The 25,245-nt window shown below is 28.7% G+C and carries 27 protein-coding genes; 18 read left to right on the top strand and 9 right to left on the bottom strand.

Going from position 1 to position 25,245, the window contains the following annotated elements:
* Position 1 precedes the first annotated feature (1 nt).
* Both HALO113_RS03935 and HALO113_RS03930 read right to left on the bottom strand, forming a co-directional pair.
* Complete coding sequence (locus HALO113_RS03935) at positions 2–535, bottom strand: RNA polymerase sigma factor (RefSeq protein ID WP_159777784.1); 534 nt, start codon at positions 533–535, stop codon at positions 2–4.
* A gap of 87 nt (positions 536–622) precedes the next feature.
* A complete protein-coding gene (locus HALO113_RS03930; protein WP_159777783.1) occupies positions 623–2,485 on the bottom strand; it encodes a DUF4139 domain-containing protein in 1,863 nt (620 codons plus the stop codon).
* A 101-nt stretch (positions 2,486–2,586) separates the two neighbouring features.
* Here HALO113_RS03930 and gap point away from each other — a divergent pair, with 101 nt between their 5' ends.
* From gap to priA, 3 genes are all read left to right on the top strand, one after another.
* Positions 2,587–3,597: a type I glyceraldehyde-3-phosphate dehydrogenase gene (gap, locus tag HALO113_RS03925; protein WP_159777782.1), complete on the top strand. Its 1,011-nt coding sequence runs from the start codon at positions 2,587–2,589 to the stop codon at positions 3,595–3,597.
* Between the two features lie 90 nt (positions 3,598–3,687).
* Complete coding sequence (locus HALO113_RS03920; RefSeq protein ID WP_159777781.1) at positions 3,688–5,067, top strand: tetratricopeptide repeat protein; 1,380 nt, start codon at positions 3,688–3,690, stop codon at positions 5,065–5,067.
* Between the two features lie 186 nt (positions 5,068–5,253).
* The gene (priA, locus tag HALO113_RS03915; RefSeq protein WP_159777780.1) at positions 5,254–7,704 is read left to right on the top strand and encodes a primosomal protein N'; all 2,451 of its coding nucleotides are present in this window, start codon (positions 5,254–5,256) and stop codon (positions 7,702–7,704) included.
* On the opposite strand, the gene HALO113_RS03910 is transcribed toward priA, so the two are convergent.
* Positions 7,701–8,396 (bottom strand): LytTR family DNA-binding domain-containing protein, encoded by a 696-nt coding sequence (locus tag HALO113_RS03910; protein ID WP_159777779.1) that lies wholly within the window; start codon positions 8,394–8,396, stop codon positions 7,701–7,703. The genes priA and HALO113_RS03910 overlap by 4 nt on opposite strands.
* Positions 8,397–8,545: 149 nt before the next feature.
* Between HALO113_RS03910 and rpsF the strand changes: the two genes are divergently transcribed.
* The 6 genes from rpsF to HALO113_RS03880 all read left to right on the top strand — a co-directional run bounded on the left by rpsF (position 8,546) and on the right by HALO113_RS03880 (position 12,925).
* Positions 8,546–8,887, top strand: coding sequence for a 30S ribosomal protein S6 (rpsF, locus tag HALO113_RS03905; RefSeq protein WP_159777778.1), 342 nt, complete (start codon positions 8,546–8,548; stop codon positions 8,885–8,887).
* A gap of 2 nt (positions 8,888–8,889) precedes the next feature.
* On the top strand, positions 8,890–9,186 hold the full coding sequence (rpsR, locus tag HALO113_RS03900) for a 30S ribosomal protein S18 (protein WP_159777777.1): 297 nt from the start codon (positions 8,890–8,892) through the stop codon (positions 9,184–9,186).
* 64 nt (positions 9,187–9,250) lie between these two features.
* The gene (rplI, locus tag HALO113_RS03895; protein WP_159777776.1) at positions 9,251–9,694 is read left to right on the top strand and encodes a 50S ribosomal protein L9; all 444 of its coding nucleotides are present in this window, start codon (positions 9,251–9,253) and stop codon (positions 9,692–9,694) included.
* A gap of 62 nt (positions 9,695–9,756) precedes the next feature.
* A complete protein-coding gene (locus tag HALO113_RS03890) occupies positions 9,757–10,230 on the top strand; it encodes a DUF6495 family protein (RefSeq protein ID WP_159777775.1) in 474 nt (157 codons plus the stop codon).
* A gap of 6 nt (positions 10,231–10,236) precedes the next feature.
* Positions 10,237–12,243, top strand: a complete 2,007-nt coding sequence (ligA, locus tag HALO113_RS03885; protein ID WP_159777774.1) for an NAD-dependent DNA ligase LigA — start codon at positions 10,237–10,239, stop codon at positions 12,241–12,243.
* Positions 12,230–12,925: a hypothetical protein gene (locus HALO113_RS03880; protein ID WP_159777773.1), complete on the top strand. Its 696-nt coding sequence runs from the start codon at positions 12,230–12,232 to the stop codon at positions 12,923–12,925. The genes ligA and HALO113_RS03880 overlap by 14 nt, the downstream gene beginning before the upstream one ends.
* A gap of 4 nt (positions 12,926–12,929) precedes the next feature.
* Here the strand turns inward: HALO113_RS03880 and HALO113_RS03875 are convergent, their stop codons facing one another.
* Both HALO113_RS03875 and HALO113_RS03870 read right to left on the bottom strand, forming a co-directional pair.
* Entirely contained in the window at positions 12,930–13,847 is a 918-nt protein-coding gene (locus tag HALO113_RS03875; RefSeq protein ID WP_159777772.1) for a bifunctional UDP-sugar hydrolase/5'-nucleotidase, read from the bottom strand.
* An 11-nt stretch (positions 13,848–13,858) separates the two neighbouring features.
* Entirely contained in the window at positions 13,859–14,641 is a 783-nt protein-coding gene (locus HALO113_RS03870; RefSeq protein WP_159777771.1) for a 5'-nucleotidase C-terminal domain-containing protein, read from the bottom strand.
* 49 nt (positions 14,642–14,690) lie between these two features.
* Here HALO113_RS03870 and HALO113_RS03865 point away from each other — a divergent pair, with 49 nt between their 5' ends.
* The 9 genes from HALO113_RS03865 to fabV all read left to right on the top strand — a co-directional run bounded on the left by HALO113_RS03865 (position 14,691) and on the right by fabV (position 22,823).
* The gene (locus HALO113_RS03865; protein WP_159777770.1) at positions 14,691–15,206 is read left to right on the top strand and encodes a hypothetical protein; all 516 of its coding nucleotides are present in this window, start codon (positions 14,691–14,693) and stop codon (positions 15,204–15,206) included.
* Positions 15,207–15,208: 2 nt separating this feature from the next.
* A complete protein-coding gene (dapA, locus tag HALO113_RS03860; RefSeq protein ID WP_159777769.1) occupies positions 15,209–16,087 on the top strand; it encodes a 4-hydroxy-tetrahydrodipicolinate synthase in 879 nt (292 codons plus the stop codon).
* Between the two features lie 93 nt (positions 16,088–16,180).
* Positions 16,181–16,987 carry an outer membrane protein assembly factor BamD gene (locus tag HALO113_RS03855; RefSeq protein WP_159777768.1) on the top strand — a complete coding sequence of 269 codons (807 nt, stop codon included), beginning with the start codon at positions 16,181–16,183 and terminating at the stop codon, positions 16,985–16,987.
* A gap of 7 nt (positions 16,988–16,994) precedes the next feature.
* Complete coding sequence (locus tag HALO113_RS03850) at positions 16,995–17,309, top strand: DNA-directed RNA polymerase subunit omega (protein ID WP_159777767.1); 315 nt, start codon at positions 16,995–16,997, stop codon at positions 17,307–17,309.
* Positions 17,310–17,312: 3 nt separating this feature from the next.
* A complete protein-coding gene (gene coaBC / locus HALO113_RS03845) occupies positions 17,313–18,530 on the top strand; it encodes a bifunctional phosphopantothenoylcysteine decarboxylase/phosphopantothenate--cysteine ligase CoaBC (protein WP_159777766.1) in 1,218 nt (405 codons plus the stop codon).
* Positions 18,520–19,413, top strand: coding sequence for a DUF4835 family protein (locus HALO113_RS03840; RefSeq protein ID WP_159777765.1), 894 nt, complete (start codon positions 18,520–18,522; stop codon positions 19,411–19,413). Before coaBC ends, HALO113_RS03840 begins: the two co-directional genes overlap by 11 nt.
* A gap of 26 nt (positions 19,414–19,439) precedes the next feature.
* Positions 19,440–21,092: a DNA repair protein RecN gene (recN, locus tag HALO113_RS03835; protein ID WP_159777764.1), complete on the top strand. Its 1,653-nt coding sequence runs from the start codon at positions 19,440–19,442 to the stop codon at positions 21,090–21,092.
* 7 nt (positions 21,093–21,099) lie between these two features.
* Positions 21,100–21,630 (top strand): tetratricopeptide repeat protein, encoded by a 531-nt coding sequence (locus HALO113_RS03830; RefSeq protein ID WP_159777763.1) that lies wholly within the window; start codon positions 21,100–21,102, stop codon positions 21,628–21,630.
* A 2-nt stretch (positions 21,631–21,632) separates the two neighbouring features.
* Complete coding sequence (gene fabV, locus HALO113_RS03825) at positions 21,633–22,823, top strand: enoyl-ACP reductase FabV (RefSeq protein WP_159777762.1); 1,191 nt, start codon at positions 21,633–21,635, stop codon at positions 22,821–22,823.
* Positions 22,824–23,114: 291 nt separating this feature from the next.
* On the opposite strand, the gene HALO113_RS03820 is transcribed toward fabV, so the two are convergent.
* The 4 genes from HALO113_RS03820 to HALO113_RS03805 form a co-directional block, all read right to left on the bottom strand.
* Positions 23,115–23,363, bottom strand: a complete 249-nt coding sequence (locus HALO113_RS03820; RefSeq protein WP_159777761.1) for a hypothetical protein — start codon at positions 23,361–23,363, stop codon at positions 23,115–23,117.
* A 22-nt stretch (positions 23,364–23,385) separates the two neighbouring features.
* A complete protein-coding gene (locus HALO113_RS03815) occupies positions 23,386–23,943 on the bottom strand; it encodes a DUF4256 domain-containing protein (protein WP_159777760.1) in 558 nt (185 codons plus the stop codon).
* Positions 23,944–23,993: 50 nt separating this feature from the next.
* On the bottom strand, positions 23,994–24,320 hold the full coding sequence (locus HALO113_RS03810) for a pentapeptide repeat-containing protein (RefSeq protein ID WP_159777759.1): 327 nt from the start codon (positions 24,318–24,320) through the stop codon (positions 23,994–23,996).
* 214 nt (positions 24,321–24,534) lie between these two features.
* Entirely contained in the window at positions 24,535–25,179 is a 645-nt protein-coding gene (locus HALO113_RS03805) for a hypothetical protein (protein WP_159777758.1), read from the bottom strand.
* Positions 25,180–25,245: the final 66 nt, after the last annotated feature.

Here is a 25,245-nt window from a genome sequence, read left to right as displayed (position 1 = left end):
ATTATTTTGCTTTTTGATAGTAAAAAGTGTTTACCAATTCTTTTAACTTCGTTTTTGAAGCATTCAATTGTGATTTTGAAGTACCTTCAGAAATGCCTAGTTGTAATGCAATTTCCTTGTGTGAAAATCCTTCAATTACAAAAAGAGTAAAAATCGTTCTACAACCTTCTGGAATGTAGTTTAATAGATTTAATAAATCGGCTTCTTCTAGTTGGGTAACTTCTTCAGCTAAAGGTTGGGATTTGTAATTCACATCTTCTAAATACAGATTGAAATTAAGGTTCTTTTTGAGTTGTAACAAACATTGGTTCACCACAATTTTACGAGCCCAAGCTTCAAAAGCGTAATTTTCTTTTAATTGGTCTATTTTAGTAAAAATGATATAAAATCCATCGGCTAAAACTTCTTCTATTTCTTCCTCTTTTTTAAGATAGCGTTTACAGGTATAATATAGCTTTGGAGCCATATATTCATACAGTTTTCGTTGCGCTTCACGGTGTTGTTTTCTGCAGGCTTGTATTATTTTTTCATCCATCACAATGGGTTTGCTTTACTATATAGAGCACAAATTGATATCAAAGGTTGGGAACCTATGTAAATTTTTTTATGACTAGTCAAATCTTTAATCCAAAATTAGGGAAGCATCTTTAGGACTTTTTACTTTATACTTTATGTTGAGTTTCTTTTCAGTTTTAGAGAGCAACTCTAATTTCCAAGTAATAATTTTTGTTTCCTCAGCTAAAGTTCCTTCTTTGTATTCTTCTTCTTGAACGGTAATTTCTTTAGTATTACTTATTGGTAATTGATCCATAACAACAATTTCAATAGGATACGGTTTATTATTTTTAATTGAAATTTCAAATGCTCTACTTTCTGTTTTATAGCTACTTAAAAACTGTTTCGCTTTAAATTCTTTCAATTGCTTTCTGACAACACTAATTCCTTTGTCTTTTCCTAAGGAAACTTCTAAAGTATCAGACGCATTTTGTAAGTATAGTAAAGACTTTCCTAAATAAGCTCCTTCAAAAAACAAATTCAATTCGCCATCAAATAAGTTTAAATCTTGCCAATCCGTTATTTTAGCAGTTAAATATGCACTTGCATCTAATTTTGGTATACTCAAATATTGATACTTTGCGGGCAAATGAAATGTTTTTATTTCAGCAGTATATATTTTTCCGTCACTTAGTACTGTGTAAGGGTCTTTAATTTCATAAGAAATAGTAGTCGGTTGATAAGCCACTGTTGTTTCCATAGGAATACTTGAATCTTCTTCTTGGTGTTTTTTTCTTGATTTTTTTGAGGAATATCCCGCTACAACTACTACTTCTAATAGAGCAACACTTTGATCCAAAACTACATTAATATGATTACTATTAGCAGGAACAATTTTTTCTTGCATACCAATATAACTAAAAATTAATTCACTATTCGTATTGGGCACTTTTAGGGTATAATTTCCATTAAAATCGGTAGTCGTACCTATTGAAGTTCCTCTCACAATCACATTAGCACCAGCCAAAGGACCTAAATCATCTGAAACAGTACCAGAAATAGTATTTCCAACTAATTGCCCATAGGTTTGAACAGCATTTGTTATTCTTCGCTGATTTAAATTCAAATACCAAGGTGAAATAGTAGGTGCAATACCACTTTCTGTTGGATTTCCACTAGAAATAGACATATCTACATCTTTCCAATCTTCTCCAGAAGACTGGAAAATATTGGCTTTAAACAATAAATCTATAGGATTATTTACATCTTCTACTCTTAAATCATAGTTTGAATACCAACCTGCATCTAACACATAATAATCAATATCAAAAGAAGCATTTGTTACTGCATTAGCTGCTGAAACGGTAACTACAATATCACTCGTTGCATTTTCATCAGATTTATTTAAGGCTTTTAATTGCTTTTCTAACTTAACTAAAGTAGTATCAATCCCAATTATCTTTTGTTTTATTTCAGTTTTCTGTTTTACTAATTCAATTAAGCGTTGTCTATGAAAATCAACAGCTTCTTTCAAATCGGTAGTTTTTAAACCCGAATTGGTACCACCAATAATTTGATTTTTTGATAAAATAGCCTCTTCATTTTGAAGAATCGACAAAATGTTAGATTCCGTTGTTTTTTTCTGTTCCCAATCTCTTTTTTCAACTTCTAATTTGCTTATTTCAGCCCTATGTTGTTGTGTGTTCAAAAAATTATTTTGATGTATAACTGATAAAATAGTAAAACTACCTTTCCCTTTTACTTGCAAACTTTGTTTGTCGATTTTAGGTGAAATTCCTTGAAAAACAAGTTCTGTTTTTCCAGATTCGAAACTTGCCTTCGCTTTTCTACTAATTTGAGCCCCTTGGGTAAATACAATTACTTTCTCAATTTTAGAATTTATTTGTTTTGTTTTTGTTTGAGAAAGCATCGTTATGGATACAAATAAGAAATAAATAATTTGTAGCGCTTTTTTTCTTTTATTAGTCATTAAAAATTGTGTAAATTAAGATTATAAATTAAACAAATTATATGAATTTGCTATTTAAACAAATATAATAAATACTTACTTTTGTAACCTAATTTTCCTCGATGAAAAAGACAAGAATTGCAATCAATGGTTTCGGAAGAATTGGTAGAAATGTTTTCCGATTATTATTAAACCATCCTAATATAGAAGTTGTCGCTATAAATGATATTGCTGACAATAAGACCATGAGTCATTTAATTAAATATGATAGTATTCATGGGGTATTACAAGAAAGAGTAACGTATGATGAAAAAGCGATATTCATCAATGAAAAAGAATATTTATTTTTTCATGAAAAGGAAATCAAAAATTTAGATTGGAAATCCTTAGCTATTGATTTTGTAATTGAATCTACAGGTAAATTTAAAACATGGGAAACGCTTAACCAACATATTTTAGCTGGTGCTAAAAAAGTAATTCTTTCAGTTCCTCCTGAAGACGACATTATAAAAACGGTAGTACTTGGGGTAAATGAAAACATTTTAGATGGCTCTGAAGTAATTATTTCTAATGCAAGTTGTACAACAAATAATGCGGCACCTATGATAAAAGTGCTTCAAGAACTTTGTGAAATTGAACAGGCTTACATTACCACAGTACATTCTTTCACTACAGACCAAAGCTTACACGATCAACCTCACAAAGATTTAAGAAGAGCTAGAGGTGCTTCCCAATCTATTGTGCCTACTACAACTGGTGCCGCTAAAGCTTTGACCAAAATCTTTCCTGAACTAGAAGGAAAAATTGGTGGTTGTGGAATACGTGTTCCTGTCCCTGATGGCTCTTTAACAGACATCACTGTGAATGTAAAAAAAGAGGTTAGTATTGAAGAAATTAATACCGCATTTAAGAAAGCTTCTGAATCGCATCTAAAAGGAATTTTAGATTACACAGAAGATCCTATAGTTTCAGTGGATATAATTGGCAATAGGAATTCATGTTTATTTGATGCCCAATTGACTTCTGTTATTGATAAAATGATAAAAATTGTAGGCTGGTATGATAATGAGATAGGTTATTCATCTAGATTAATCAATTTAATAGAATTAATTATACAAAAACAAAAACATTAACAGAAATATCTTATTGTAAAAATAGCTTTCGAAAGAAAAAAAACATATTTTTGTTGGGAACTGTTTGTCTGAACTTTAAATAAGATTTTAATGAAAAGCTACATATTTGCTTTTTTTTTATTTTGTACTTTTAGCCACTCCCAATCTATCCTAAAAGAGACTACCCAACTAAATGATAGTGTAGATTATTATCTTGAAATTGCTTCTTTTAATAAAGAAGACAAACATTCTTATAATAAAGCAATCGCTTATACTGAAAAAGCAATTGAATTTGCAAAGAAAAAAAAGCTTAATAACAAGCTCCCCGATTGTTATTTAATTTTAGGCAATATCTATTACGATCTCGAAAAAACGGACTTAGCCATCGAAAACTTCATTAGAAGCATCAATTTATATAAAACCAATGAGCCGAAATCAAATTTAGCTTTAGCATATTATGGTTTAGGCAAATGTTACTTAGAAAAAAACAAAATAGAGCTTTCAGAAATTTATTTTAGAAAAGCTACTGATATTTATGAAGCACTCAATTATACCGATGCTATTCAATTGATAAACCTTCAAAAGGGGTTAATACAGAAAAATAAAAAAAATTACTACAAAGCCATATCTATTTTTAACTCAATTATTAATTCTATTCATCAAGATAACTTTTTAGAAACAAAAATTGAAGCTTATTATCAAATTGGAGAAATCAAATTCATTAAAGAACAATATGATGAAGCTATTAATAATTATAAACTAGCTTTAGAAACACACCAAGAAAATTCTAAAAACATACAACTTCAAAAGAAAATTTTAAAACAACTCAGTCTTGCATATAAATTAAATAATGATGTTACTAAATCTCATAAAGTACTAGAAGAATATGTTAAAATTGTTGATTCCATTGGTAATGATTATAACCATTCTTTAACAGAAGATACTTTTGATAAGATTCAATTTGACAAACAATTAAAAACCATTGAACAACTCGATAAAGACAAAAAAATACAGCAACGTTCTTTGCGTTTTAACAAACTAATCAGTATTCTTAGTATTGCACTAATTTCAATTCTTTCTTTACTTAGTTTGTCTTTATATAAAAATAATAAAATTAGAATTAGTACAAACAAACTTCTAAAAGAAAAAAACAGAGAACTAGTTATTGAAAAAAACAAAGCGGAAAGAGCTAGTAAAGCCAGATCAGAATTTCTAGCGACTGTAAGTCATGAACTACGCACTCCTCTTAATGCCATTAATGGAATTACATACCTTCTTCTAAACGAGAAACCAAAAGCTACCCAATTAAACTATCTTAAATCGCTAGAATTTTCAGGTAAATACCTTTTAACTTTTATTAATGATATTTTAGAAATTAATCGATTAGAATCGGATAAAGTTTTAGTTGAAAGTATCAATTTTAATTTAATTGAGTTGATTGAAAATATAAAAACTTCTTTTAACGCTTCCCATTCCGAACAGAGAAGTTAAGCCCGACTGCGCAGATGGTACTGCAATCTTGTGGGAGAGTATGTCGTCGCCTTTCTTTTGAAAACCCTTATCAATTCGATAAGGGTTTTTTGTTTTTATATGTATTTTCTTATCAATAAGATTTTTTTTAAATACTTGAAAGACAATTTTTACTTTTTACTATTCCTTTTTTATTTATATTTGTTAATGCGATATTTTATAGATGTTATTTTACCTATAGCTGTAAAAAAAAAATTTACTTATGAAGTTTCAGAAGCAGAATTTAATTTTATAAAAATAGGGTCAAGAGTAGCGGTTCCTTTTGGGAAAAAAAATATTTATACTTCATTAGTATTTAGTAAAAATAATACTCCACCTACATTATACTCAGCAAGAGAGATTGAATCTATTATAGATGAAAAACCAATTGTTAATTTATTTCAATTAGAACATTGGCAATGGGTTGCAGATTATTATATGTGTTCACTGGGTGAAGTTTTTAAATGTGCCTTACCTTCTGGATTTATATTAGAAAATGAAACAAGCATATCTCAAAGAATAGATTCAAATATTAATGTTCTTGAATTTAAAGATGAAGAATATTTAATTTATGAAGCTTTACAATTACAATCTTCAATTACTATAGACGAAATTATCAAATTATTGGGAAAAAAAAATATTTTTCCTATTATTAATGAGATGGTGTCTAAGGGAATTTTAGTTATTCATGAAGATTTAAAAGAAAGTTATAAGCCTAAGTTGATTAAATATGTTAAAATTTTTGATGAATTTTTACAAGAAGAAAGATTGCAAGAATTGTTAACAATTATTAGTAAGGCAAAAAAGCAAAATGATTTAGTATTAAATTATTTTCAATTACGGGCAGAGGAAAAAAAAGATATTTCTGTAAAACATTTATTAGAATTTTCAAATTCTTCTTCTTCTGTTCTAAAATCATTAATAGATAAAGGCGTTTTTGAAGAATATTATTTGAATCAAGATAGAGTTATTTTTGAAAAAGATTCTGATTCTCATTTTGACTTGAGTGATGTGCAAGAAAAAGCATTGAGTGAAATAAAAATGAGTTATGAGAGATTTGATATTACCTTACTACACGGAGTAACCTCATCTGGAAAAACGGAAATATATATAAAATTAATTGAAGAATATCTTTTTTCTAATAAGCAAATATTATTTTTATTGCCTGAAATAGCTTTGACCACACAATTGGTGCAAAGGTTAACAGCTTATTTTGGTAATCAAATAGCAGTTTTTCATTCCAAATATAGTGCTAATGAAAGAATAGAAGTGTGGAATAATGTATTACATGTTTCTGAAAAAGCAAGAATTGTTATTGGAGTTCGAAGTGCTTTATTTTTACCTTTCTCAAATTTAGGCTTAGTTATAATTGATGAAGAACATGAACAAACTTTTAAACAACAAGACCCAGCTCCAAGATATCATGCAAGAGATGCAGCAATAGTATTGGCAAAACAACATCAGGCAAAAGTGTTGTTAGGAAGTGCTACACCTAGTTTAGAATCGTATTATAATGTACAAAATAATAAATATGGTTTGGTTGAATTGTTTGAAAGATATGGTAATGTTTCACTTCCAGAAATTAAATTGATAGATTTAAAGGATAAATATTTTAGAAAAAGAATGCAAGGTCATTTTTCAGATGAACTGCTAGAACTTATAAATGAAAAATTATCTATAGGTGAACAAGTTATTTTATTTCAAAATAGGAGAGGCTATTCACCATTTGTTGAATGCTTAACATGTGGTCACGTTCCACATTGTCCAAATTGCGATGTAAGTTTAACTTTTTATAAAATTAAGAATCAATTGCGCTGCCATTATTGTAGTTATGCTATTGCAAAACCTACACATTGCCATCATTGTCAATCAACTGAATTGACAACAAAAGGCTTTGGAACAGAACAAATTGAAATTGAACTAAAGACATTCTTTCCTGATAAAGCTATTGGACGAATGGATCAAGATACGACAAGAGGTAAATATGGTTATGAAAGAATAATAGATGCATTTAGAAATAAAGAATATAATATTCTAATTGGTACACAAATGTTGGCAAAGGGGTTACATTTTGATAATGTAACATTAGTTGGTATATTAAATGCAGACAATATGTTGAATCAGCCTAATTTTAGGGCTTACGAAAGAGCCTTTCAGATGATGACTCAGGTAGCAGGAAGAGCTGGTAGAAAAGAAAAAAAAGGAATTGTTGTGATACAAACTTATAATCCCTATCATAATACAATACAACAAGTGGTAAATAATGATTATAGAGCAATGTATAAAGAACAAATTTATGAAAGACAGAATTTTAAATATCCTCCTTTTTATAGATTAATAAAGCTTACACTAAAGAATAAAGATTATGAGAAATTAAAAGAAGCATCACTATGGTTGTATAATGTTCTTGTTCAGCAGTTACAAATTCCAGTATTAGGACCAGAAGAACCCGTTGTAAGTAAAATTAGGAATGAATATATACGCACTATAATTATTAAAATTCCGACTGCTAACCATTTGGGCAAAACCAAAAAAACTATTGAAAAAATAATTCAAAGTTTTGATGCGATTTCGCAATATCGTACAGTTAAAATAATAATTAATGTGGATAACTATTAAATAGCTTCAATAGCTTTACTAATAACATCTTTTTTGTTTCTACTAATTGGAATTTTTTGACCTTCAATCTCTGCAAATTTGCTATTGAATTTTTCTACACGGTCTAGATTAACGATGTAAGATTTATGAACTCTAATAAATTTTCCCTGAGGTAACTCATTTTCAAATGATTTCATTGTAGATAATACTAAATGACTCTCTTCATCAGTAACTACTTTAATATAATCTCCATAAGCTTCAATCCATTTTATTTTATGGGTAAAAACTTTTAGCTTTTTTAAATTACTTTTTATAATGATGGCTTCACCTAATTCTTCATGTGAATCATTTCTTAACTGATGTAATTCTAAAGCTTTCTTAACTGCTTTTAAAAAACGATCTTTAGAGATAGGTTTTTGAAGGAAATCAGTAGCTTCATAATCAAATGCTTTAACAGCATAATCTGCTTTAGAGGTAATAAAGATTATTTGAGGTTTTACTTTTAAACCATCTAATAAATCGAAACCACTGATTAAAGGCATTTCAATGTCTAGAAAAATTAAATCTACATTGTTATTATTTAGGGAGTTCTTTGTTTCTAATGCATTTGCAAAATCACCAACTAAATGTAAGTTAGTAGATTCATTCACTAGTTTGGTTATGGTCATTCTTTGTATCGCACTATCATCAACGACTATACAATTCAACTTCATATATCTAAATTTAAAGTTAAAAGTATGCCAAAAAAATTAATAGAACAAATAAAAACGTAAATAAAATACAATTAGTCGCTTATATGTTGTTATTTAAAATAAATTTTATATTTTTGCACCCAATTTAAAATAAATTAAATATAATTATTATGAATCATTATGAAGCTGTTTTCATCTTGAATCCCGTTTTATCTGAGCAACAGATAAAGGAAACAGTAAGTAAATTTGAAGATTTTCTTACTTCTAAAGGGGCTGAGATGGTATCGAAAGAAGATTGGGGCTTGAAAAAATTAGCTTATGAAATCCAACACAAGAAAAGTGGATTTTATCACTTATTTGAATTTAAAGCACCAGGAGAAATAATTGCAAGTTTTGAAACTGAATTCCGTCGTGATGAAAGAGTAATGCGTTTCTTAACTGTTACTTTAGACAAACATGCAATTTCTTGGGCAGAAAGAAGAAGAGCTAAATTAAAATCTAAATCTAACTAATTATGTCAACTTTAGAGCAATCTGCAAAAGGAAAGAAAGAAGGAGATATCAGATATCTTACTCCTTTAAACATAGAAACTAACAAACAAAAGAAATACTGTCGTTTTAAAAAATCAGGTATTAAATATGTTGATTATAAAGATCCTGATTTCTTATTAAAATTTGTTAATGAGCAAGGTAAAATTTTACCAAGACGTTTAACAGGTACTTCTTTAAAATATCAAAGAAAAGTGTCTATTGCAGTTAAGAGAGCACGTCACTTAGCTTTAATGCCTTACGTGGCCGATTTATTAAAATAATTATAAATAAGTTGTTGGTTTCCGATTCATTCGGAACCTAACTTCTAAAAAAAAGGACAACAACATGGAACTTATCTTAAAACAAGACGTTCAAAATTTAGGATTTAAAGATGATGTAGTAACTGTAAAAAATGGTTATGGTCGTAATTATCTTATTCCTCAAGGATTTGCAATTTTAGCTACTCCTTCAGCTAAAAAAGTTTTAGCTGAAAATTTAAAACAAAAAGCACATAAAGAGCAAAAATTAGTTGACGATGCAAATAAAATTGCAGAAGCGTTAAAAGCTCTTGAAATTAAAATTAGTGCAAAAGCTGGTGGTGATAAATTATTTGGTTCTGTAACTAATACAAATATTGCAGATGCTTTACAAGCTAATGGTCATTCAATTGATAAAAAATTCATTACAAGTGGTATTGTTAAACGTGTTGGTAAATACACAGCAAATGTAAGACTACACAGAAATGTAATTGTTGAATTACCTTACGAAATTGTTGCTGAAAAAGCTTAATTTTTTATTAAATAATTTAAAGCCCTTCAAAAATTGGAGGGCTTTTTTTTTATATTTACAGCATGAAGTACATTAGACTTACTAAAGAACAGTTAGAAGAACTCCATCCTGAATTTGTTACTTTTTTAGCAACACAATCAATTGATAAAATGGAGTGGGATGATTTAAAAAGGAATAAGCCTGAAATTGCTGAACAAGAAATAGACGTCTTTTCAGATATGATTTGGGATAAAGCAATTTCCAATGTAAATTATATTGATCATTTTTCTAAAAATTATATTTTCTTATTTAAATGTGTAGAAAATGTAATGTATTCTTATGTGATTAATAGTAATGTTGAAAATGTAGATTTTTTAACTTCTGATGGTATCAATTGGTTGAGTGACAATATATTTTCTGATGATATTGAAATTAAGAGAGGAAAAAAGGATATTTCTGAAGATAGAAATGGAGCTTTATTTTCAATTATAAAACAAGGAGGAATCATAAGTAAAGGGGATTTGTTTACAAAATTAGACCATCTTTTAAATCAATAGTTTTTTATGAATGTTTTAGAAACATTGCAAGCTCTTAGAGAGGAATTGAATCAGCATAATTATAATTATTATGTATTAGATAAACCTACAATAACGGATTTTGAATTTGATACTAAATTAAAGCAATTGCAAGATTTAGAAGCCCAACATCCAGAATTTTATGATGAAAATTCCCCTACTGTAAGAGTAGGTGGAGCAATTACTAAAAATTTTGAAACTGTTCAACATGAATATAGGATGTATTCATTAGATAATTCCTACTCAAAAGAGGATTTATTAGATTGGGAAAAAAGATGTCAAAAAATACTTGGAAATGTTCAATTAGAATTTACTTGCGAACTTAAATATGATGGTGCTTCAATCAGTATATTGTATGAAAATGGAAAGTTAAAGAAAGCTGTTACTAGAGGGGATGGTTTTCAAGGAGATGATGTAACAAGCAATATTAAAACTATAAAATCGGTGCCTATACACCTAAAAGGTGATTATCCTGATAAATTTGAAATTCGAGGTGAAATTATTTTGCCCTTTGCGGGATTTGAAAAAATGAATCAAGAATTAATTGAAATAGGTGAAACACCTTATTCCAATCCAAGAAATACGGCTTCAGGGAGTTTAAAGTTGCAAGATAGTGCTGAAGTAGCTAAAAGACCGCTGGATTGTTTATTATATACATTAGTAGGTTCGAGTTTGCCTATTATGAACCAGTATGAAGGACTTCAAAAAGCCAGAGAATGGGGTTTTAAAGTGCCTCAAGAATCGAAATTAGTATATAATATTGATGAAGTCTTTGAATTTATTAATTACTGGGATACACATAGACATAATTTACCTTACGAAACGGATGGAGTTGTTGTAAAAGTGAACCAAATTCAATACCAAGAAGAATTAGGATATACCTCTAAATCACCTCGTTGGGCTATGGCTTATAAATTTAAAGCGGAACAAGTAACTACGATTCTAAATTCCATTTCATATCAAGTTGGAAGAACAGGAGCTATTACACCTGTCGCAAATTTAGAACCTGTACAGTTAGCTGGTACTATTGTAAAAAGAGCTTCATTGCATAATGCTGATCAGATTGAAAAATTAGATATTAGAATTGGAGATGTTGTTTTTGTGGAAAAAGGTGGAGAAATTATACCTAAAATTATTGGAGTTAATTTAAATGAAAGACAAGAAAATAGTCAACCTACAGAATATATTTCTCATTGCCCTGAATGCAATACAGAATTAGTAAGAATTGAGGGTGAGGCTAATCATTATTGCCCTAATTATTATGGTTGTCCTCCTCAAATTATAGGAAGAATTCAGCATTTTATTTCTAGAAAAGCAATGGACATAGATGGGTTAGGTGGTGAAACAGTTGCTTTATTGTATAATGCTGATTTGGTTTCTAATTATGCTGATTTATATGAATTATCAAAAGAGCAAATTATTCCATTAGAACGAATGGCTGAAAAATCTGCTGATAATTTAATTAAAGGGATTGAAAATTCTAAAAAGATACCTTTTGAAAATGTACTTTATGCATTAGGAATAAGATATGTAGGGGAAACTGTAGCAAAAAAATTAGCTAAGCATTATAAATCTATTGATAATCTTGCTAATGCCTCAATAATGGATTTGGTATTAGTAGATGAAATTGGCGATAAGATTGCTCAAAGTGTGGTTCAGTTCTTTGATAATCAAGAAAATAGAAAAATAATTGAAAGACTAAAAGAATATGGTGTTCAATTGCGAAGAGATGAAACACAAAATACTATTGTTTCAAATATTCTTAATGGTAAAATATTTGTTGTTTCAGGGGTTTTTGAAACCTATTCTAGAGATGATTTAAAGAAAGTAATTGAAGATAATGGGGGAAAAGTAGGGAGTTCCATTTCTTCCAAAACAAATTTTGTTATAGCTGGAGCCAATATGGGGCCTTCAAAATTAGAAAAAGCGACTCAATTAAATATTCCAATATTAGATGAGTATGAATTTAATAAAATGATTGATGCCAAAATTTAACGCTTCTCTTATATTATACATTGTTGCAGCAATAATATATGTTGTTGCATCATGTGTAAATAATGATTTGTTTGTTTTGCTCAGTAAACCAATAATAATTCCTGCTATAGTGTTTTATTATTATACGCAAATTAGAAGAAAAAGTGATGATTTATTTGTGTTGTCATTAGTTATCTTCTTTTTTGGAGATATTTTATATCTAATAAATATTGATGATTACTATTTTTTTGGGCTTTTTTTGTTTTTGATGCCTTACCTGATTTTAATTTTTTTTATTTACAAAGATTTTCAGCTATTATTACAAGTAAGGCAAATAAAAAAGATAGATTTATCTTTGATAATAGTTATGTTAACCATGATTTACTTGATTTATAGTATTCTTAATTTAATTGAATATAAATCTAAAAAAGAGTTTGTTTTTATATTACTATTTGCCCTAGAATTATTTATAATGACTTTGCTTACCGTTTTGGTTTTTTTATACTCTACTTACAGAAAAAATGCATATTTAGCATTTACTGTCGTTGCTTTTATTTTATCTGATGTTTTTTTTATGTTAGATAAACAATTTAATTTAGTCGTTTTAAAACTAGTAAATACATTATCTCAAACAATATCTTATTATTTTTATGTAATGTACTTTTTAGAAAGAACTTCGCTAAGAAGAAGGTATTTAAAATAGTTATTTATTTTAAAATAATATTTCTAGTGGTTTGGTCGTATTTAATATCATCTGATAAATAAAAATCTATTCTTCCTAAATTGATTCCATAACAGCCAACCTGATTAATTAAAACTTCTTTACCATCTAAATTTTTTTCCAAAACGGGTTTGTCTAAAAAGGTATGAGTATGACCTCCAATAATTAAATCAATGTCTTTGGTTTGTTGAGCTAAAGTAATATCACAAACTCTTTCTGGTTCATTTTTATATTTAAAACCAATATGAGATAGACAGATTACCAAGTCACATTTTTTATCTTGTTTTAAAGTTTTGGTAATGCTTTGAGCTACTTCAATAGGATTATGATATACTGTTTCTTTATATAATTTCTTATCCACTAGACCTTCAAGTTCAACACCTAAACCAAAAATACCTATTTTAATACCGTCTTTATTAATGATTTTATAAGGTTTGACAATGCCGTCTAAAACAGTATTTTTAAAATCATAATTAGCAGAAACAAAATCAAAATTAGCATGACCTAGTTGTGCGTAAAAGCCATCAATGCCATTGTCAAAATCATGATTACCCATAGTGGCTAAATCATATTGCATCATACTCATTAACTTGAATTCAAGTTCTCCACCATAATAGTTAAAATAGGGTGTGCCTTGAAAAATATCTCCAGCATCTAATAGTAAAACATTTTTTTCTTCTTTACGAATTTGTTCTATAATTGATGCTCTTCTTGCTGCACCTCCCATATTTGGATTTCTAGGATGATCCGCAGGAAAGGGATCAATATGGCTATGAACATCATTTGTATGTAAAATAGTAATTTTTTTTGTTTCCAAAGTTGTAAAACTACTTAAAGAAAGTCCTCCTAATGATAATAAAGCAGAACTCGCTACTGTTTTTTGTAAAAAATCTCTTCTTTCCATAATTTCTAACTTTATTTAATAATTACCCTCTCGGTAATTATATTAGGTATTGTATCTGTTTTTTTAAAATAATCAATAAATAAATTTCTTAATTTGTAATCTAAATCATATTTAATATTACTATCTCTAAAGAAATTCATGTTGTCGCCTCCATTAGCTAAATAATCTGAAGTGGCTACATAGTATATTTTTGCATCATCTATAGCTTTTTGATTGACTAATACATCAATTATTTGATTCTCTTCGTTATTAGTAAAAATAGTTAATCCTGCTAATGGATGCGGTTTTTTTTCTTTGATAAAATATTCAGCTAATGCTTTAACTTCTTTACCAGTTAAACCTACAATCATAACGCTGTTCTCAAAGGGCATTATTTCAAATGCTGTTCTTGTAGTTACGTTTCCTTGAGGTATGATAGAACGAATTCCTCCGTGATTTAAAAGACAAAAATCAATGTTTTTTTTCTCTCTTTTTAGAAAAATGGGATTACTTAATGATAATGTGGTTTCTGCAAATAAATTGCCAATATTTGTTTGCCATTTACCATTCGCTTTTTCTTGTGTTATAGGGCAAAATGCAAGAACACTATCTAAATCATTATTGATATGTTGTCTATAAGGAGCTATGAAATTTTCAATTTTGTTATCTGAAATGAAAGCTTCATTTATATTAATTCGTTTTCCTTCAATTTCGTAAACATTGTTTTTATTAGTTTTACAAGAATAGAAAGTTATTAATGTTAATAATATAACAAAATAGCTACTATTTATTCTTTTCTTTTTTACATTTACCATCCTTTAAATAGGTTTAAATATTTATTTTTGTCAAACACGTAAAATTACTATGTTTTCTAGAATTATAAAGGATATTTCGTTAAAAAAAAATATTAATAAAAGGTTAATAAAATTAACTGATGCATCAAATGATAAGATTAATACTATCGGAATAATAATTGACTCAACCTATTTCTTTGATTCTGAGAAATTATTGACGGAAATTAAATCGAGAAAGAACGATTTTAAAGACATACAAATTTTGTATTATAATGATAAGATTGGTCATAAAAATAGTTTGTCTCACTTAAGTTTCTCACATAAAGATATTAGTCTATCAGGAGAAATTAATGTGGTAGAAGTAAAAGATTTTATCTCTTATCCTTTTGATTTGTTGATTAATTTTTATGACGAAGAGAAATTACCCTTAAAATTTGTATCCTTATCTTCAAAAGCCAAGTTTAAAGTTGGATTTTCCTCTAATAAGAGTGTTGGAAATCATTTATTGATTAAATCAGAGGTTAAGAATTATCCTGAATTTATATCAGAAATGTTTAAATATTTAAAAATACTTAATAAAATATAAAAATGAAAAAATTTGTAGGCACAGGTATTGCACTTGTAACTCCATTTAAAGAAGATTATAGTGTTGATGTTGAGGGGTTGAGAAAAATAGTGGCTTTCATGATAGAGGGTGGTGTGGAATATTTGGTTGTATTAGGAACAACGGCTGAAACAGCAACCTTAACTGTCGATGAAAAAGAATTAGTTATAAATACGGTAGTAGAAGCAAATGCGGGAAGACTTCCTTTAGTACTTGGTGTAGGTGGAAATAATACAACAAAAGTAATTGAGGAATTAAAAACGAGGGATTTTTCAAAATTTGATGCAATTCTTTCGGTGTCTCCCTACTATAATAAACCTACTCAGGAAGGTATATACCAACATTTTAAAGCTATAGCAGAAGCGTCTCCGTTGCCGATCATTTTATATAATGTACCAGGAAGGACAGCAAGCAATGTATTGCCTTCAACAGTTTTACGATTAGCTAAAGAATTTAAAAACATTATTGCTATTAAAGAAGCCGCTGGAGATATAGTGCAAGCAATGCGTTTAATTCAGAATAAACCAGATGATTTCTTAGTAATTTCGGGAGACGATATGATTACTTTACCAATGGTTTTAGCGGGTGGTTCAGGTGTAATTTCAGTTATAGGGCAAGGTTTTCCAAAAGAATTCTCTGAAATGGTGCGTTTAGGGTTGCAACAAAAGGTAAAGGAAGCTTATAAATTACATTACTTATTGGCAGATTCCATTGATATGATTTTTGAACAAGGTAATCCTGCGGGGATAAAAGAAATATTAAAAACCAGAGGTTTAATAAGTAATGCGTTACGTTTGCCTTTAGTAAATACAGATGAAATTTTAGCGGAGAAGCTTCGTCAATTTACAGTGAAAAATAGCTAAAAAAAGATTTTCGTAATATTTAAATAATGTCTAAATTTGCAGTTGCTTTTTTAGATGCCATAAAACAATTTAAAAAGGTATAAAAAAGAATCGATGAATAAAATTATTAGTTTTCTCCTTATTGTTATCATGCTTGCTTCTTGTAGTGAATATCAAAAAGCAATAAAAAGTGAAGATTTAGCATTTAAAAATAAAATAGCTAATGAAATGTATGATAAAGGGAAATATGCAAAAGCATTAAGGATTTATGAACAAATTGTTCCAGCTTATAGAGGAAAACCTAATGCAGAACGTTTGTTTTATATGTTTTCAATGGCATATTATAATACGAAGCAATATTATTTAGCAGGTTATCAATTTGAAAGTTTTGCTTCTAATTATCCAAGAAGTGAAAAAAGAGAAGAGGCAGCATTTCTATCTGCAGAATGTTTTTATAGGTTGTCTCCCAAATATAGTTTAGATCAAACCGATACAGATAAAGCTTTAACCAAATTGCAAAGTTTTATTGATACTTATCCAAATTCGGAATATTTGCCTAAAGCAAATGAATATGTAAAGGAACTTAGAGAAAAATTAGAGAAAAAAGCTTTCGAAATAGCGAAACAATATTATACTATTTCAGATTATCGATTAGAATATAATGCAGCAATGACAGCTTTAGACAATTTTATTGCAGATTATCCAGGTACACCATTTAAAGAAGAGGCTTTGTTTTTAAAGTTTAGTACTGCCTACAAGTTAGCAATAAATAGTGTGCAAAATAAAAAAGAGGATCGTTTAATTTTAGCTAAAACTGCCTATAATAGTTTTACAAAATTTAAATCAGATTCTCAATTTAAAGATAAAGCTGACCAAATGTTAGCTACAATAGATAAAGAATTACAACAATTTTCTAAATAATTAAATCATGGATTTAAAAAAAACGACTGCTCCAGTGAACACAATTACGTATAATAAAAATGTAATTGAAGAGCCAACGGGTAATATTTATGAAGCCATTACAATTATGGCTAAAAGAGCTAGTCAAATTAATTCTGAAATTAAGAAAGAGTTAATTGAAAAATTAGAAGAATTTGCTACTTATAATGATAGTTTAGAAGAAATTTTTGAGAACAAAGAACAAATTGAAGTTTCTAAATTCTATGAAAAATTGCCTAAACCTCATGCATTAGCTGTACAAGAATGGTTAGAAAGCAAAATCTATCATAGAGAAGCAAAATAATAAATGAATAGTTCTGTATTAAGTGGTAAAAAAATCTTACTAGGCGTTTCTGGTGGAATAGCCGCTTATAAAACAGCACATTTAGTTAGACTTTTTATTAAAGCAGGTGCTCAGGTACAAGTTATTATGACACCTGCTTCAAAAGATTTTGTTACCCCTTTAACTTTATCCACGCTTTCTAAAAACCCAGTATATTCTTCTTTTTTTGATGAAGATCAAGATAATGGTGTTTGGAATAACCACGTGGAATTAGCTTTGTGGGCAGATTACTTTATTATTGCTCCAGCTACAGCGAATACATTATCTAAAATGGCAAATGGTAATTGCGATAATTTGTTGATTGCAACTTATTTGTCTGCAAAATGCCCAGTTTATTTTGCTCCAGCAATGGATTTTGATATGTATAAACATCCTTCTACTTTAGATAGTTTTTATAAATTGAAGCAATTTGGTAATATTATTATACCTGCTGAAAAAGGTGAATTGGCCAGTGGACTATCGGGAGAAGGTAGAATGGCTGAACCAGAAAATATTATAAGTTTCTTAGAAAAAGATTTGCTATCAAAACTACCACTTACTGGGAAAAAAGTTTTAATCACAGCTGGTCCTACTTATGAAGCGATAGATCCTGTTCGATTTATTGGAAATCATTCTTCTGGTAAAATGGGATTTGACATCGCTAAAATTGCGGCAAATCATGGAGCAGAAGTTATTTTGGTTTCTGGACCAACACATTTAGAGATGAATCATCCTTCTATTAATTTGATTCGCGTCAAATCGGCTGAAGATATGTATGAAGCTTGTTTTAAATATTTTGATAGCGTTGAGGTCGCAATTGCAGCAGCAGCTGTGGCTGATTATAAACCAAAAATTATAGCAAGTCAAAAAATAAAAAAGCAGGATGAAACGTTTGTTATAGAGCTAGAAAAAACAAAAGATATTTTAGCTTCATTGGGAAAAATAAAAAAAAATCAGTTTTTAATAGGTTTTGCTTTGGAAACAGAAAATGAAATTGAGCATGCTAAGCAAAAAATTCAGAAAAAAAACTTAGATTTGATAGTTTTAAATTCATTAAATGATAAAGGAGCAGGTTTTGGTCATAGTACGAATAAAGTTACTTTTATTGATAAAAATTTTGTGGTTGAACCAATGGATTTAAAAACTAAAGAAGCTGTAGCTCAAGATATTATTAACAAAATTATTCAACATTATGATGCATAAATGGCTAACAATATTTATTTTAATAGTTTCATTTCAATTTGGATTGTCTCAAGAACTAAATGCTACAGTTTCTGTTAATGCTGAGAGAATGACTGATGTTAACCCTCAAATTTTTAAGAATTTAGAAAAACAGGTTTCAGAATTTCTAAATACTACAAAATGGACTGATAGAGAATATCAACAACATGAAAAAATTGCTTGTAATTTTTTTATAAATGTATCTGAATTTAACTCTAACAATGTGGTAGCTACTTTACAAATTCAATCTTCTAGATTGATATTTAATTCAAGTTATAGTTCACCTGTTTTAAATTTGAATGATAAAGATTTTGCCTTTCGTTATGTGGAATTTGAACAACTTATTTACGATCAAAATACATTCAGTTCCAATCTAACTGCTGTACTAGCTTTTTATGCCAATATTATTATTGGTGCCGATATGGATACTTTTAGCGAATTAGGTGGAACCAAATATTTTGGAATCGCTTCTAATATTATGAATTTCTCTCAATCTAGTGGATATAAAGGATGGTCTCAATCTGAAGGAAATAATAATAATCGTTATTTTTTAATTTCTGATATCTTGTCTAATACTTATGCACCTTATAGAAAATCCTTAAATAAATATCATTTACAAGGTTTAGATTTAATGGCAGATGATCTAAAAAAAGGTAAAGAAGGTGTTGCAGAATCTATAGAAATATTGGCTCAAATTCAAAAAGCCAGACCTAATGCATTATTAACTAGAACATTTTTTGACGCTAAAACCGATGAAATCGTTCAAATATTTACTGGTGGACCGCAAACAAATAATGCTAATTTATTGGAAAATTTAAATCGAATTTCTCCTTTAAATTCTATAAAATGGAATAAAATAAGATAATTTCTTTAAAACCAGTCTTTAAAATTATGCTTTTATCTCTTTCGATAAAAAATTATGCATTGATAGAATCATTAGATGTTAATTTTTCTAATCAATTTTCTATTATTACTGGAGAAACTGGTGCTGGTAAATCTATTCTATTAGGAGCACTTGGACTTGTTCTAGGTAATAGAGCCGATTTAAATGTATTAAAAGATAAAGAACAAAAATGTGTCATTGAAGCAAGTTTTTCATTGGCTAATTATAATCTTGAAGTTTTTTTTACTGAGAATGATCTTGATTATGAAGTTCAAACCATTATTAGAAGAGAAATCTTGCCTTCTGGTAAATCGAGAGCTTTTATTAATGATAGTCCAGTTAATCTAAATGAATTACAACAATTAGGTGTTTTTTTAATTGATATTCATTCTCAACATGAAACAAGAGAATTATTAAATGAAGAATATCAATTTGAAATAATTGATGCCGTTGCAAAAAACAACAAACGTCTTGAAAGCTACAGAAAAGGGTTAGAAATTTTAAATAAATCTAAAAAAGAGTTAGCTAAACTGCTAACGGAAAAAGAAACGCTAGCGAAAGAACAAGAATATAATAATTATCTTTTAGAAGAATTATTAACTGCTAAATTAAAAGAAGGTGAACAAATTGAGTTAGAAACCGAATTAGATCAGTTAAGTAATGTTGAGTTTATAAAAGAGAATCTAGATAAAGTTTTAAGTATTGCTAATGAAGAGCAATTAGGAACATTGGTCACTCTAAATGAGATGAAACAAACGTTACAGAAAATTGCTCCTTTTTCAAAAGATTATTCTAGTTTTTATGAAAGACTTGTAAGTGTTGCTATTGAATTGCAAGATATCAGTAACGAATGTTTTTCGAACGCTGAAAAAATTGTAAATGATCCAGAGCGATTAGAATTTGTAAATACTAAGTTACAAAGTATTTATAATTTGCAAAAGAAACATAATGTTGCAACTGTAGAAGAACTTTTGCAGATTCAAAATGTACTTGATGGTAAATCAGTGCGTTTTGATGATTTAGATAATGAAATAACGAATAAACAAAAAGAACAACTAGATATAATTGAAAAAGTAAATCAAGTTGCGACTTTAATTACAAATGCCCGTTTAGAAGCAATACCTTTATTAACGAAACAAATCCAAAATATATTAGCACAATTGGGTATGCCTGATGCTCAAATTGTTTTTGATGTTCAGCCTACCGATAACTTTACTAAATTCGGTAAAGATTTGGTTTCACTTTTGTTTTCTGCTAATAAAGGAATGCAAATTGGCCCCATAAAAAAAATGGCTTCTGGAGGAGAAATGTCGAGAATTATGTTAGCTGTAAAAGCGGTATTGGCAAATTATTCCAAATTACCATCTATTATCTTTGATGAGATTGATACAGGTGTTTCTGGAGAAATAGCCATAAAGATGGGAGAAATAATGAAAGATATGAGCCAAAATATGCAGGTCTTTGCCATTACTCATTTGCCTCAAATTGCAGCTAAAGGAAATCAACATTATAAAGTTTTTAAATATAATGTAGCTAATGATACACTTTCTGAGTTGAAATTACTTAATGAGCAAGAAAGAATAGTTGAAATTGCAGAAATGCTATCTGGTAAAAATATTTCCGATTCGGCTATAAGTCATGCTAAGGAATTATTAAATTAAAATTCTTATGGAAAATTTAAGCTTATATGAAAATCTCTTCATTAAAGCAGATGGTTTAATTGGAGAAGGCAAAGTTTCTGAAGCCAAAGAGTTATTAGAGGAAATTTTAGAACAATGTCCCGATTTTGGAAAAGCTCATAATCATTTGGGTTGGATACATTATAACAAATTAAGTAATCATGAAAAAGCAATTTATCATTATAAATTAGCTATAAAGTTTGATCCCAATTATCCTGCTACTTATCTTAATTATGCTTATTTATTAGTAGATTTGAACAGATTTAAAGAAGCTAAAGAACATATCGATTTTACTTTTAAAACCTTAGAAAATATTGATTATTGTAATTTTTACAGTGAGTTAGGACGAATTTACGAATTAGAATCGGATTATGTTGTAGCTTATACCTATTATCAAAAAGCAAGTAAACTAGCTTTCAATCCGCAGTTTATTGAAAATATGAAGATCAACACACAAAGACTTTCTAATAAAATGTCTATTTTTGATAAAATAAAAATTAAATTCAAAAAAAAAATATAAAAATGGTAATAGAACCTAGAATGAGAGGATTCATTTGTTTGACAGCTCATCCAGTAGGCTGTGAACAAAATGTGAAAAATCAAATTGCTTATGTAAAATCTAAAGGTGAAATAAACGGTCCAAAAAGAGTATTGGTTATTGGGGCATCTACAGGCTTTGGTTTGGCTTCAAGAATAACAAGTGCATTTGGTTCAAATGCTTCTACAATTGGTGTTTTTTTTGAAAAACCACCTATGGAAGGTAAAACGGCTTCTCCAGGTTGGTATAATTCTGCCGCTTTCGAAAAGGAAGCTCATAAAGCTGGATTATATGCAAAAAGTATAAACGGAGATGCGTTTTCTAACGAAGTAAAACAACAAGTTGTCGATATGATTAAATCCGATTTAGGTCAAGTTGATTTAATTATTTATAGCTTAGCTTCTCCAGTAAGATTGCATCCCGAAACAGGTGTTTTACATCGTTCTACCTTAAAGCCTATTGGAAATAAATTTACTAATAAAACTGTAGATTTCCACACTGGGAAAGTGAGTGAAGTGTCTATCGAACCTGCAAATGAAGAAGATATTGCTAATACCGTAGTTGTAATGGGTGGTGAAGATTGGTCTATGTGGATGGATGCTTTAAAAAAGGCAGATGTTTTAGCTGAAAATGCAAAGACTATCGCTTATTCATACATTGGTCCAGAAGTGACTGAAGCAGTTTATAGAAAAGGAACTATTGGTCGTGCAAAAGATCATTTAGAAGCTACTGCTTTTGAAATATCGGATAAGTTAAAAGATATTCACGGTAAAGCATATGTTTCTGTAAATAAAGCATTGGTAACTCAAGCAAGTTCTGCTATACCGGTTATTCCTTTGTATATTTCTCTTTTATACAAAATAATGAAAGCTGAGGGTATTCATGAAGGTTGTATTGAACAAATTCAACGTTTGTATGCAGATAGATTATATAGTGGTGAAACCATACCTACAGATGATAAAGGAAGAATTCGTATTGATGACTGGGAAATGAGAGAGGACGTTCAATCTCAAATTGCTAAACTATGGGATGAATCTACAACAGAAACTTTAGTCGAATTAGGTGATTTAGCTGGCTATAAACAAGATTTTTTAAATTTATTTGGATTCGGATTTGATGGAGTTGATTATCTTGCTGATGTTGATGAAATGGTTCAAGTGCCTAGTATAGAATAAATTATATATAATAATGTTTAAGGAGTTGCAGGATATTTCTTGTAACTCTTTTTTATTGCTTAGTAAACTCTTTTTTTTAAATTTTATAAAATATTTTATGTTTTATTACGTTATAAAATATTATATGAAACAAAAACTGAAAAATATTATTTTAGAGAGTTAGTTATATCTAAAATTTCATTTTCATTATAAACAAACAGACAGTACAGTAATGAGAAACATGAATCCTAAGTATTTTACTTGGGATTTTGTGTTTAAAAAGCAAAAGCTAATACATTTTGATAGGATTGATTATATTTTTTTCAGCTTTTGAAAATACTGATATATACCTAAAAGCGAAACTAACATCCAAGAGGCTTCTAAAATTATAAATGGAACATACTGTAAAAATATAGAGGCTAAACAAGCTAAACTTGCACCTAGAAAGTTTAACGATAAGTAGATTATACTTTCTTTTTTAAGAAGATTTTTAAGATTTAAAAAATAGGCAATTAATAGGATGCTAACGCCTGTAAACCCAATCCAATCGGTTAATGTCATTTATATATTGATTAAAATTTAATTATATTTTTAAGCAACCTCTAAAACCCCTTACTGCATAATATGATTGGGCGCCATTATGGTAAATGAATACTTGGTTATAACGAAAATCGGCAAAAATAGCTCCTCCTAATTTTCTGATTTCTTTTGGAGTCTTTAACCAACTAGAAGTTTTTTGGTCAAAATTGCCTAATTTTTGTAAAAAATGATATTGTTTTTCATCTAATATTTCAATTCCCAACGCTTTAGCCCTATTCATAGCGCTATCTTTTGGTTTATTTTCTTTTCTTTCATCTAATGCTTCCTGATCATAACAAAGGCTTCTTCTGCCTTTAGGACTCTCTTCCGAACAGTCAAAGAAACTATACTCGTTAGTTGAAATGTCAAAAGCAACTACATCTGGTTCACCACCTGAAATTTCCATTTGATATAAGCCATACAGTTTTTCTGGGTTGCTTTCCAGTCTTTCTTGTATTAATCTCCATTCCATATCTTTATGACGAGAAATGTTATTTTCAAATCGTTGTTTTAAAATACTTATAAATTCTCTTTCATTATATTTTTCTTTATTTTTTATCATAAATACAAAAGTGTTTTTTCAAGAATAAAGATAATTAATTTGTAGGAGTCTTATTTTATAATGATGTTATATTTTGATAATAAACCAGGTAGGCCTTCTAAAGAAAATTTCGCTTTTTTTATTTTGTTTGCTTCTGGATCAAAAGCATAATTAAAGCTTGTAGTAAAATCAGCTTTGGTTAAATTAGTTTGTATAAAAACAGTTCTTCTTAAATCGCAATTGTCAAATAAGGCTTCTGTTAAATCGGTTTGCATGAAATCGGCAGCGACTAAGCTACATCCTGTAAATTGAATTTGTTTTAATTTTAATGCATAAAATTTGGTGTAATCTAGAAGACAATTTGTAAAATTAAAATTATAAATCACTTGATCAGTCATAGCAAAATTTACGTTTTTAATTTCTGTTTTTTGTAGGTTTGCCTATCGGTTTTTTACGGTTCTGCATACTGACGGCTAACGTTAGGCAGCTTGTAGCAGTAGCGGTAAAATTTACCAAAAAAATGATTAATCACTAAACTTTTCAAGTACAATAGCGACTTTTAGTTATGCCCGAAAGCCGCTATTGAGTATATGCAATGTTGTAGACTGTATTTTATTTTATTATTTCAAAAATAAATTCTGTTTCGAGAGCATTAAAATACCCAAAATTGGAAATATCTATATGAACTCTTGCCTTATATAAGCCTTCATCTACTATTTTTTTATAGGTATCAATCTGGATATTTTCATACTTTAAATGTTTGCCTTTATTCGTTTCAAGAACAACTCTCTTTGGTTCATTTATAGCAGGATGAACAAAGGTTTGAGTTGTCATACTTTTTTGAACATATTTTTCAAAATGGTTCTTACCCATTTTATAAATTTCAATCGTCATTTCTACATTACTAAAGTCACCATTAGCTCTAAACCATTCTGGCAGATACAATTCTTTCGTTCCATAATTGGTAATTTGCATTGAAAAATTCTTTTTCTCTTCTAGGTCAAAAACTTTTTTTTGAGGGTGTGATATAATTTTTATATCATAAAAATCGGAAGTATTTATCCTAATACTATCTTTATTAACATTACTTGAAGACTCTTTTATTTTATCAATATATTCTTTTGAAACATAATCATCGGTATTATTTAGATATTCTAAATTTTTCTTATGATTATTTTTCGAATTTGTTTTACAACCTAATATAAATATTGAACAAATTATCAATAGAAATAAATTTTTACTAATTAATTTTTGCATAACTCTGGAAATATTTGTTGAACATTATTTATCATGTCCTGTCTTATTGTTTTTTCTGATGTAGAC

The organism is Flavobacterium sp. 9AF, assembly GCF_902506265.1.
Taxonomy (GTDB): Bacteria; Bacteroidota; Bacteroidia; order Flavobacteriales; family Flavobacteriaceae; genus Flavobacterium.
Note: the sequence above shows the minus strand (reverse complement) of the source record. Positions and strands in the feature narration are given on the sequence as shown.

Bases quoted from the DNA above. Each gene is read 5' to 3' on its own strand.
- HALO113_RS03935 (WP_159777784.1), bottom strand. From the start codon at position 535: ATGGATGAAAAAATAATACAAGCCTGCAGAAAACAACACCGTGAAGCG.
- HALO113_RS03930 (WP_159777783.1), bottom strand. From the start codon at position 2,485: ATGACTAATAAAAGAAAAAAAGCGCTACAAATTATTTATTTCTTATTT.
- gap (WP_159777782.1), top strand. From the start codon at position 2,587: ATGAAAAAGACAAGAATTGCAATCAATGGTTTCGGAAGAATTGGTAGA.
- HALO113_RS03920 (WP_159777781.1), top strand. From the start codon at position 3,688: ATGAAAAGCTACATATTTGCTTTTTTTTTATTTTGTACTTTTAGCCAC.
- priA (WP_159777780.1), top strand. From the start codon at position 5,254: ATGCGATATTTTATAGATGTTATTTTACCTATAGCTGTAAAAAAAAAA.
- HALO113_RS03910 (WP_159777779.1), bottom strand. From the start codon at position 8,396: ATGAAGTTGAATTGTATAGTCGTTGATGATAGTGCGATACAAAGAATG.
- rpsF (WP_159777778.1), top strand. From the start codon at position 8,546: ATGAATCATTATGAAGCTGTTTTCATCTTGAATCCCGTTTTATCTGAG.
- rpsR (WP_159777777.1), top strand. From the start codon at position 8,890: ATGTCAACTTTAGAGCAATCTGCAAAAGGAAAGAAAGAAGGAGATATC.
- rplI (WP_159777776.1), top strand. From the start codon at position 9,251: ATGGAACTTATCTTAAAACAAGACGTTCAAAATTTAGGATTTAAAGAT.
- HALO113_RS03890 (WP_159777775.1), top strand. From the start codon at position 9,757: ATGAAGTACATTAGACTTACTAAAGAACAGTTAGAAGAACTCCATCCT.
- ligA (WP_159777774.1), top strand. From the start codon at position 10,237: ATGAATGTTTTAGAAACATTGCAAGCTCTTAGAGAGGAATTGAATCAG.
- HALO113_RS03880 (WP_159777773.1), top strand. From the start codon at position 12,230: ATGCCAAAATTTAACGCTTCTCTTATATTATACATTGTTGCAGCAATA.
- HALO113_RS03875 (WP_159777772.1), bottom strand. From the start codon at position 13,847: ATGGAAAGAAGAGATTTTTTACAAAAAACAGTAGCGAGTTCTGCTTTA.
- HALO113_RS03870 (WP_159777771.1), bottom strand. From the start codon at position 14,641: ATGGTAAATGTAAAAAAGAAAAGAATAAATAGTAGCTATTTTGTTATA.
- HALO113_RS03865 (WP_159777770.1), top strand. From the start codon at position 14,691: ATGTTTTCTAGAATTATAAAGGATATTTCGTTAAAAAAAAATATTAAT.
- dapA (WP_159777769.1), top strand. From the start codon at position 15,209: ATGAAAAAATTTGTAGGCACAGGTATTGCACTTGTAACTCCATTTAAA.
- HALO113_RS03855 (WP_159777768.1), top strand. From the start codon at position 16,181: ATGAATAAAATTATTAGTTTTCTCCTTATTGTTATCATGCTTGCTTCT.
- HALO113_RS03850 (WP_159777767.1), top strand. From the start codon at position 16,995: ATGGATTTAAAAAAAACGACTGCTCCAGTGAACACAATTACGTATAAT.
- coaBC (WP_159777766.1), top strand. From the start codon at position 17,313: ATGAATAGTTCTGTATTAAGTGGTAAAAAAATCTTACTAGGCGTTTCT.
- HALO113_RS03840 (WP_159777765.1), top strand. From the start codon at position 18,520: ATGATGCATAAATGGCTAACAATATTTATTTTAATAGTTTCATTTCAA.
- recN (WP_159777764.1), top strand. From the start codon at position 19,440: ATGCTTTTATCTCTTTCGATAAAAAATTATGCATTGATAGAATCATTA.
- HALO113_RS03830 (WP_159777763.1), top strand. From the start codon at position 21,100: ATGGAAAATTTAAGCTTATATGAAAATCTCTTCATTAAAGCAGATGGT.
- fabV (WP_159777762.1), top strand. From the start codon at position 21,633: ATGGTAATAGAACCTAGAATGAGAGGATTCATTTGTTTGACAGCTCAT.
- HALO113_RS03820 (WP_159777761.1), bottom strand. From the start codon at position 23,363: ATGACATTAACCGATTGGATTGGGTTTACAGGCGTTAGCATCCTATTA.
- HALO113_RS03815 (WP_159777760.1), bottom strand. From the start codon at position 23,943: ATGATAAAAAATAAAGAAAAATATAATGAAAGAGAATTTATAAGTATT.
- HALO113_RS03810 (WP_159777759.1), bottom strand. From the start codon at position 24,320: ATGACTGATCAAGTGATTTATAATTTTAATTTTACAAATTGTCTTCTA.
- HALO113_RS03805 (WP_159777758.1), bottom strand. From the start codon at position 25,179: ATGCAAAAATTAATTAGTAAAAATTTATTTCTATTGATAATTTGTTCA.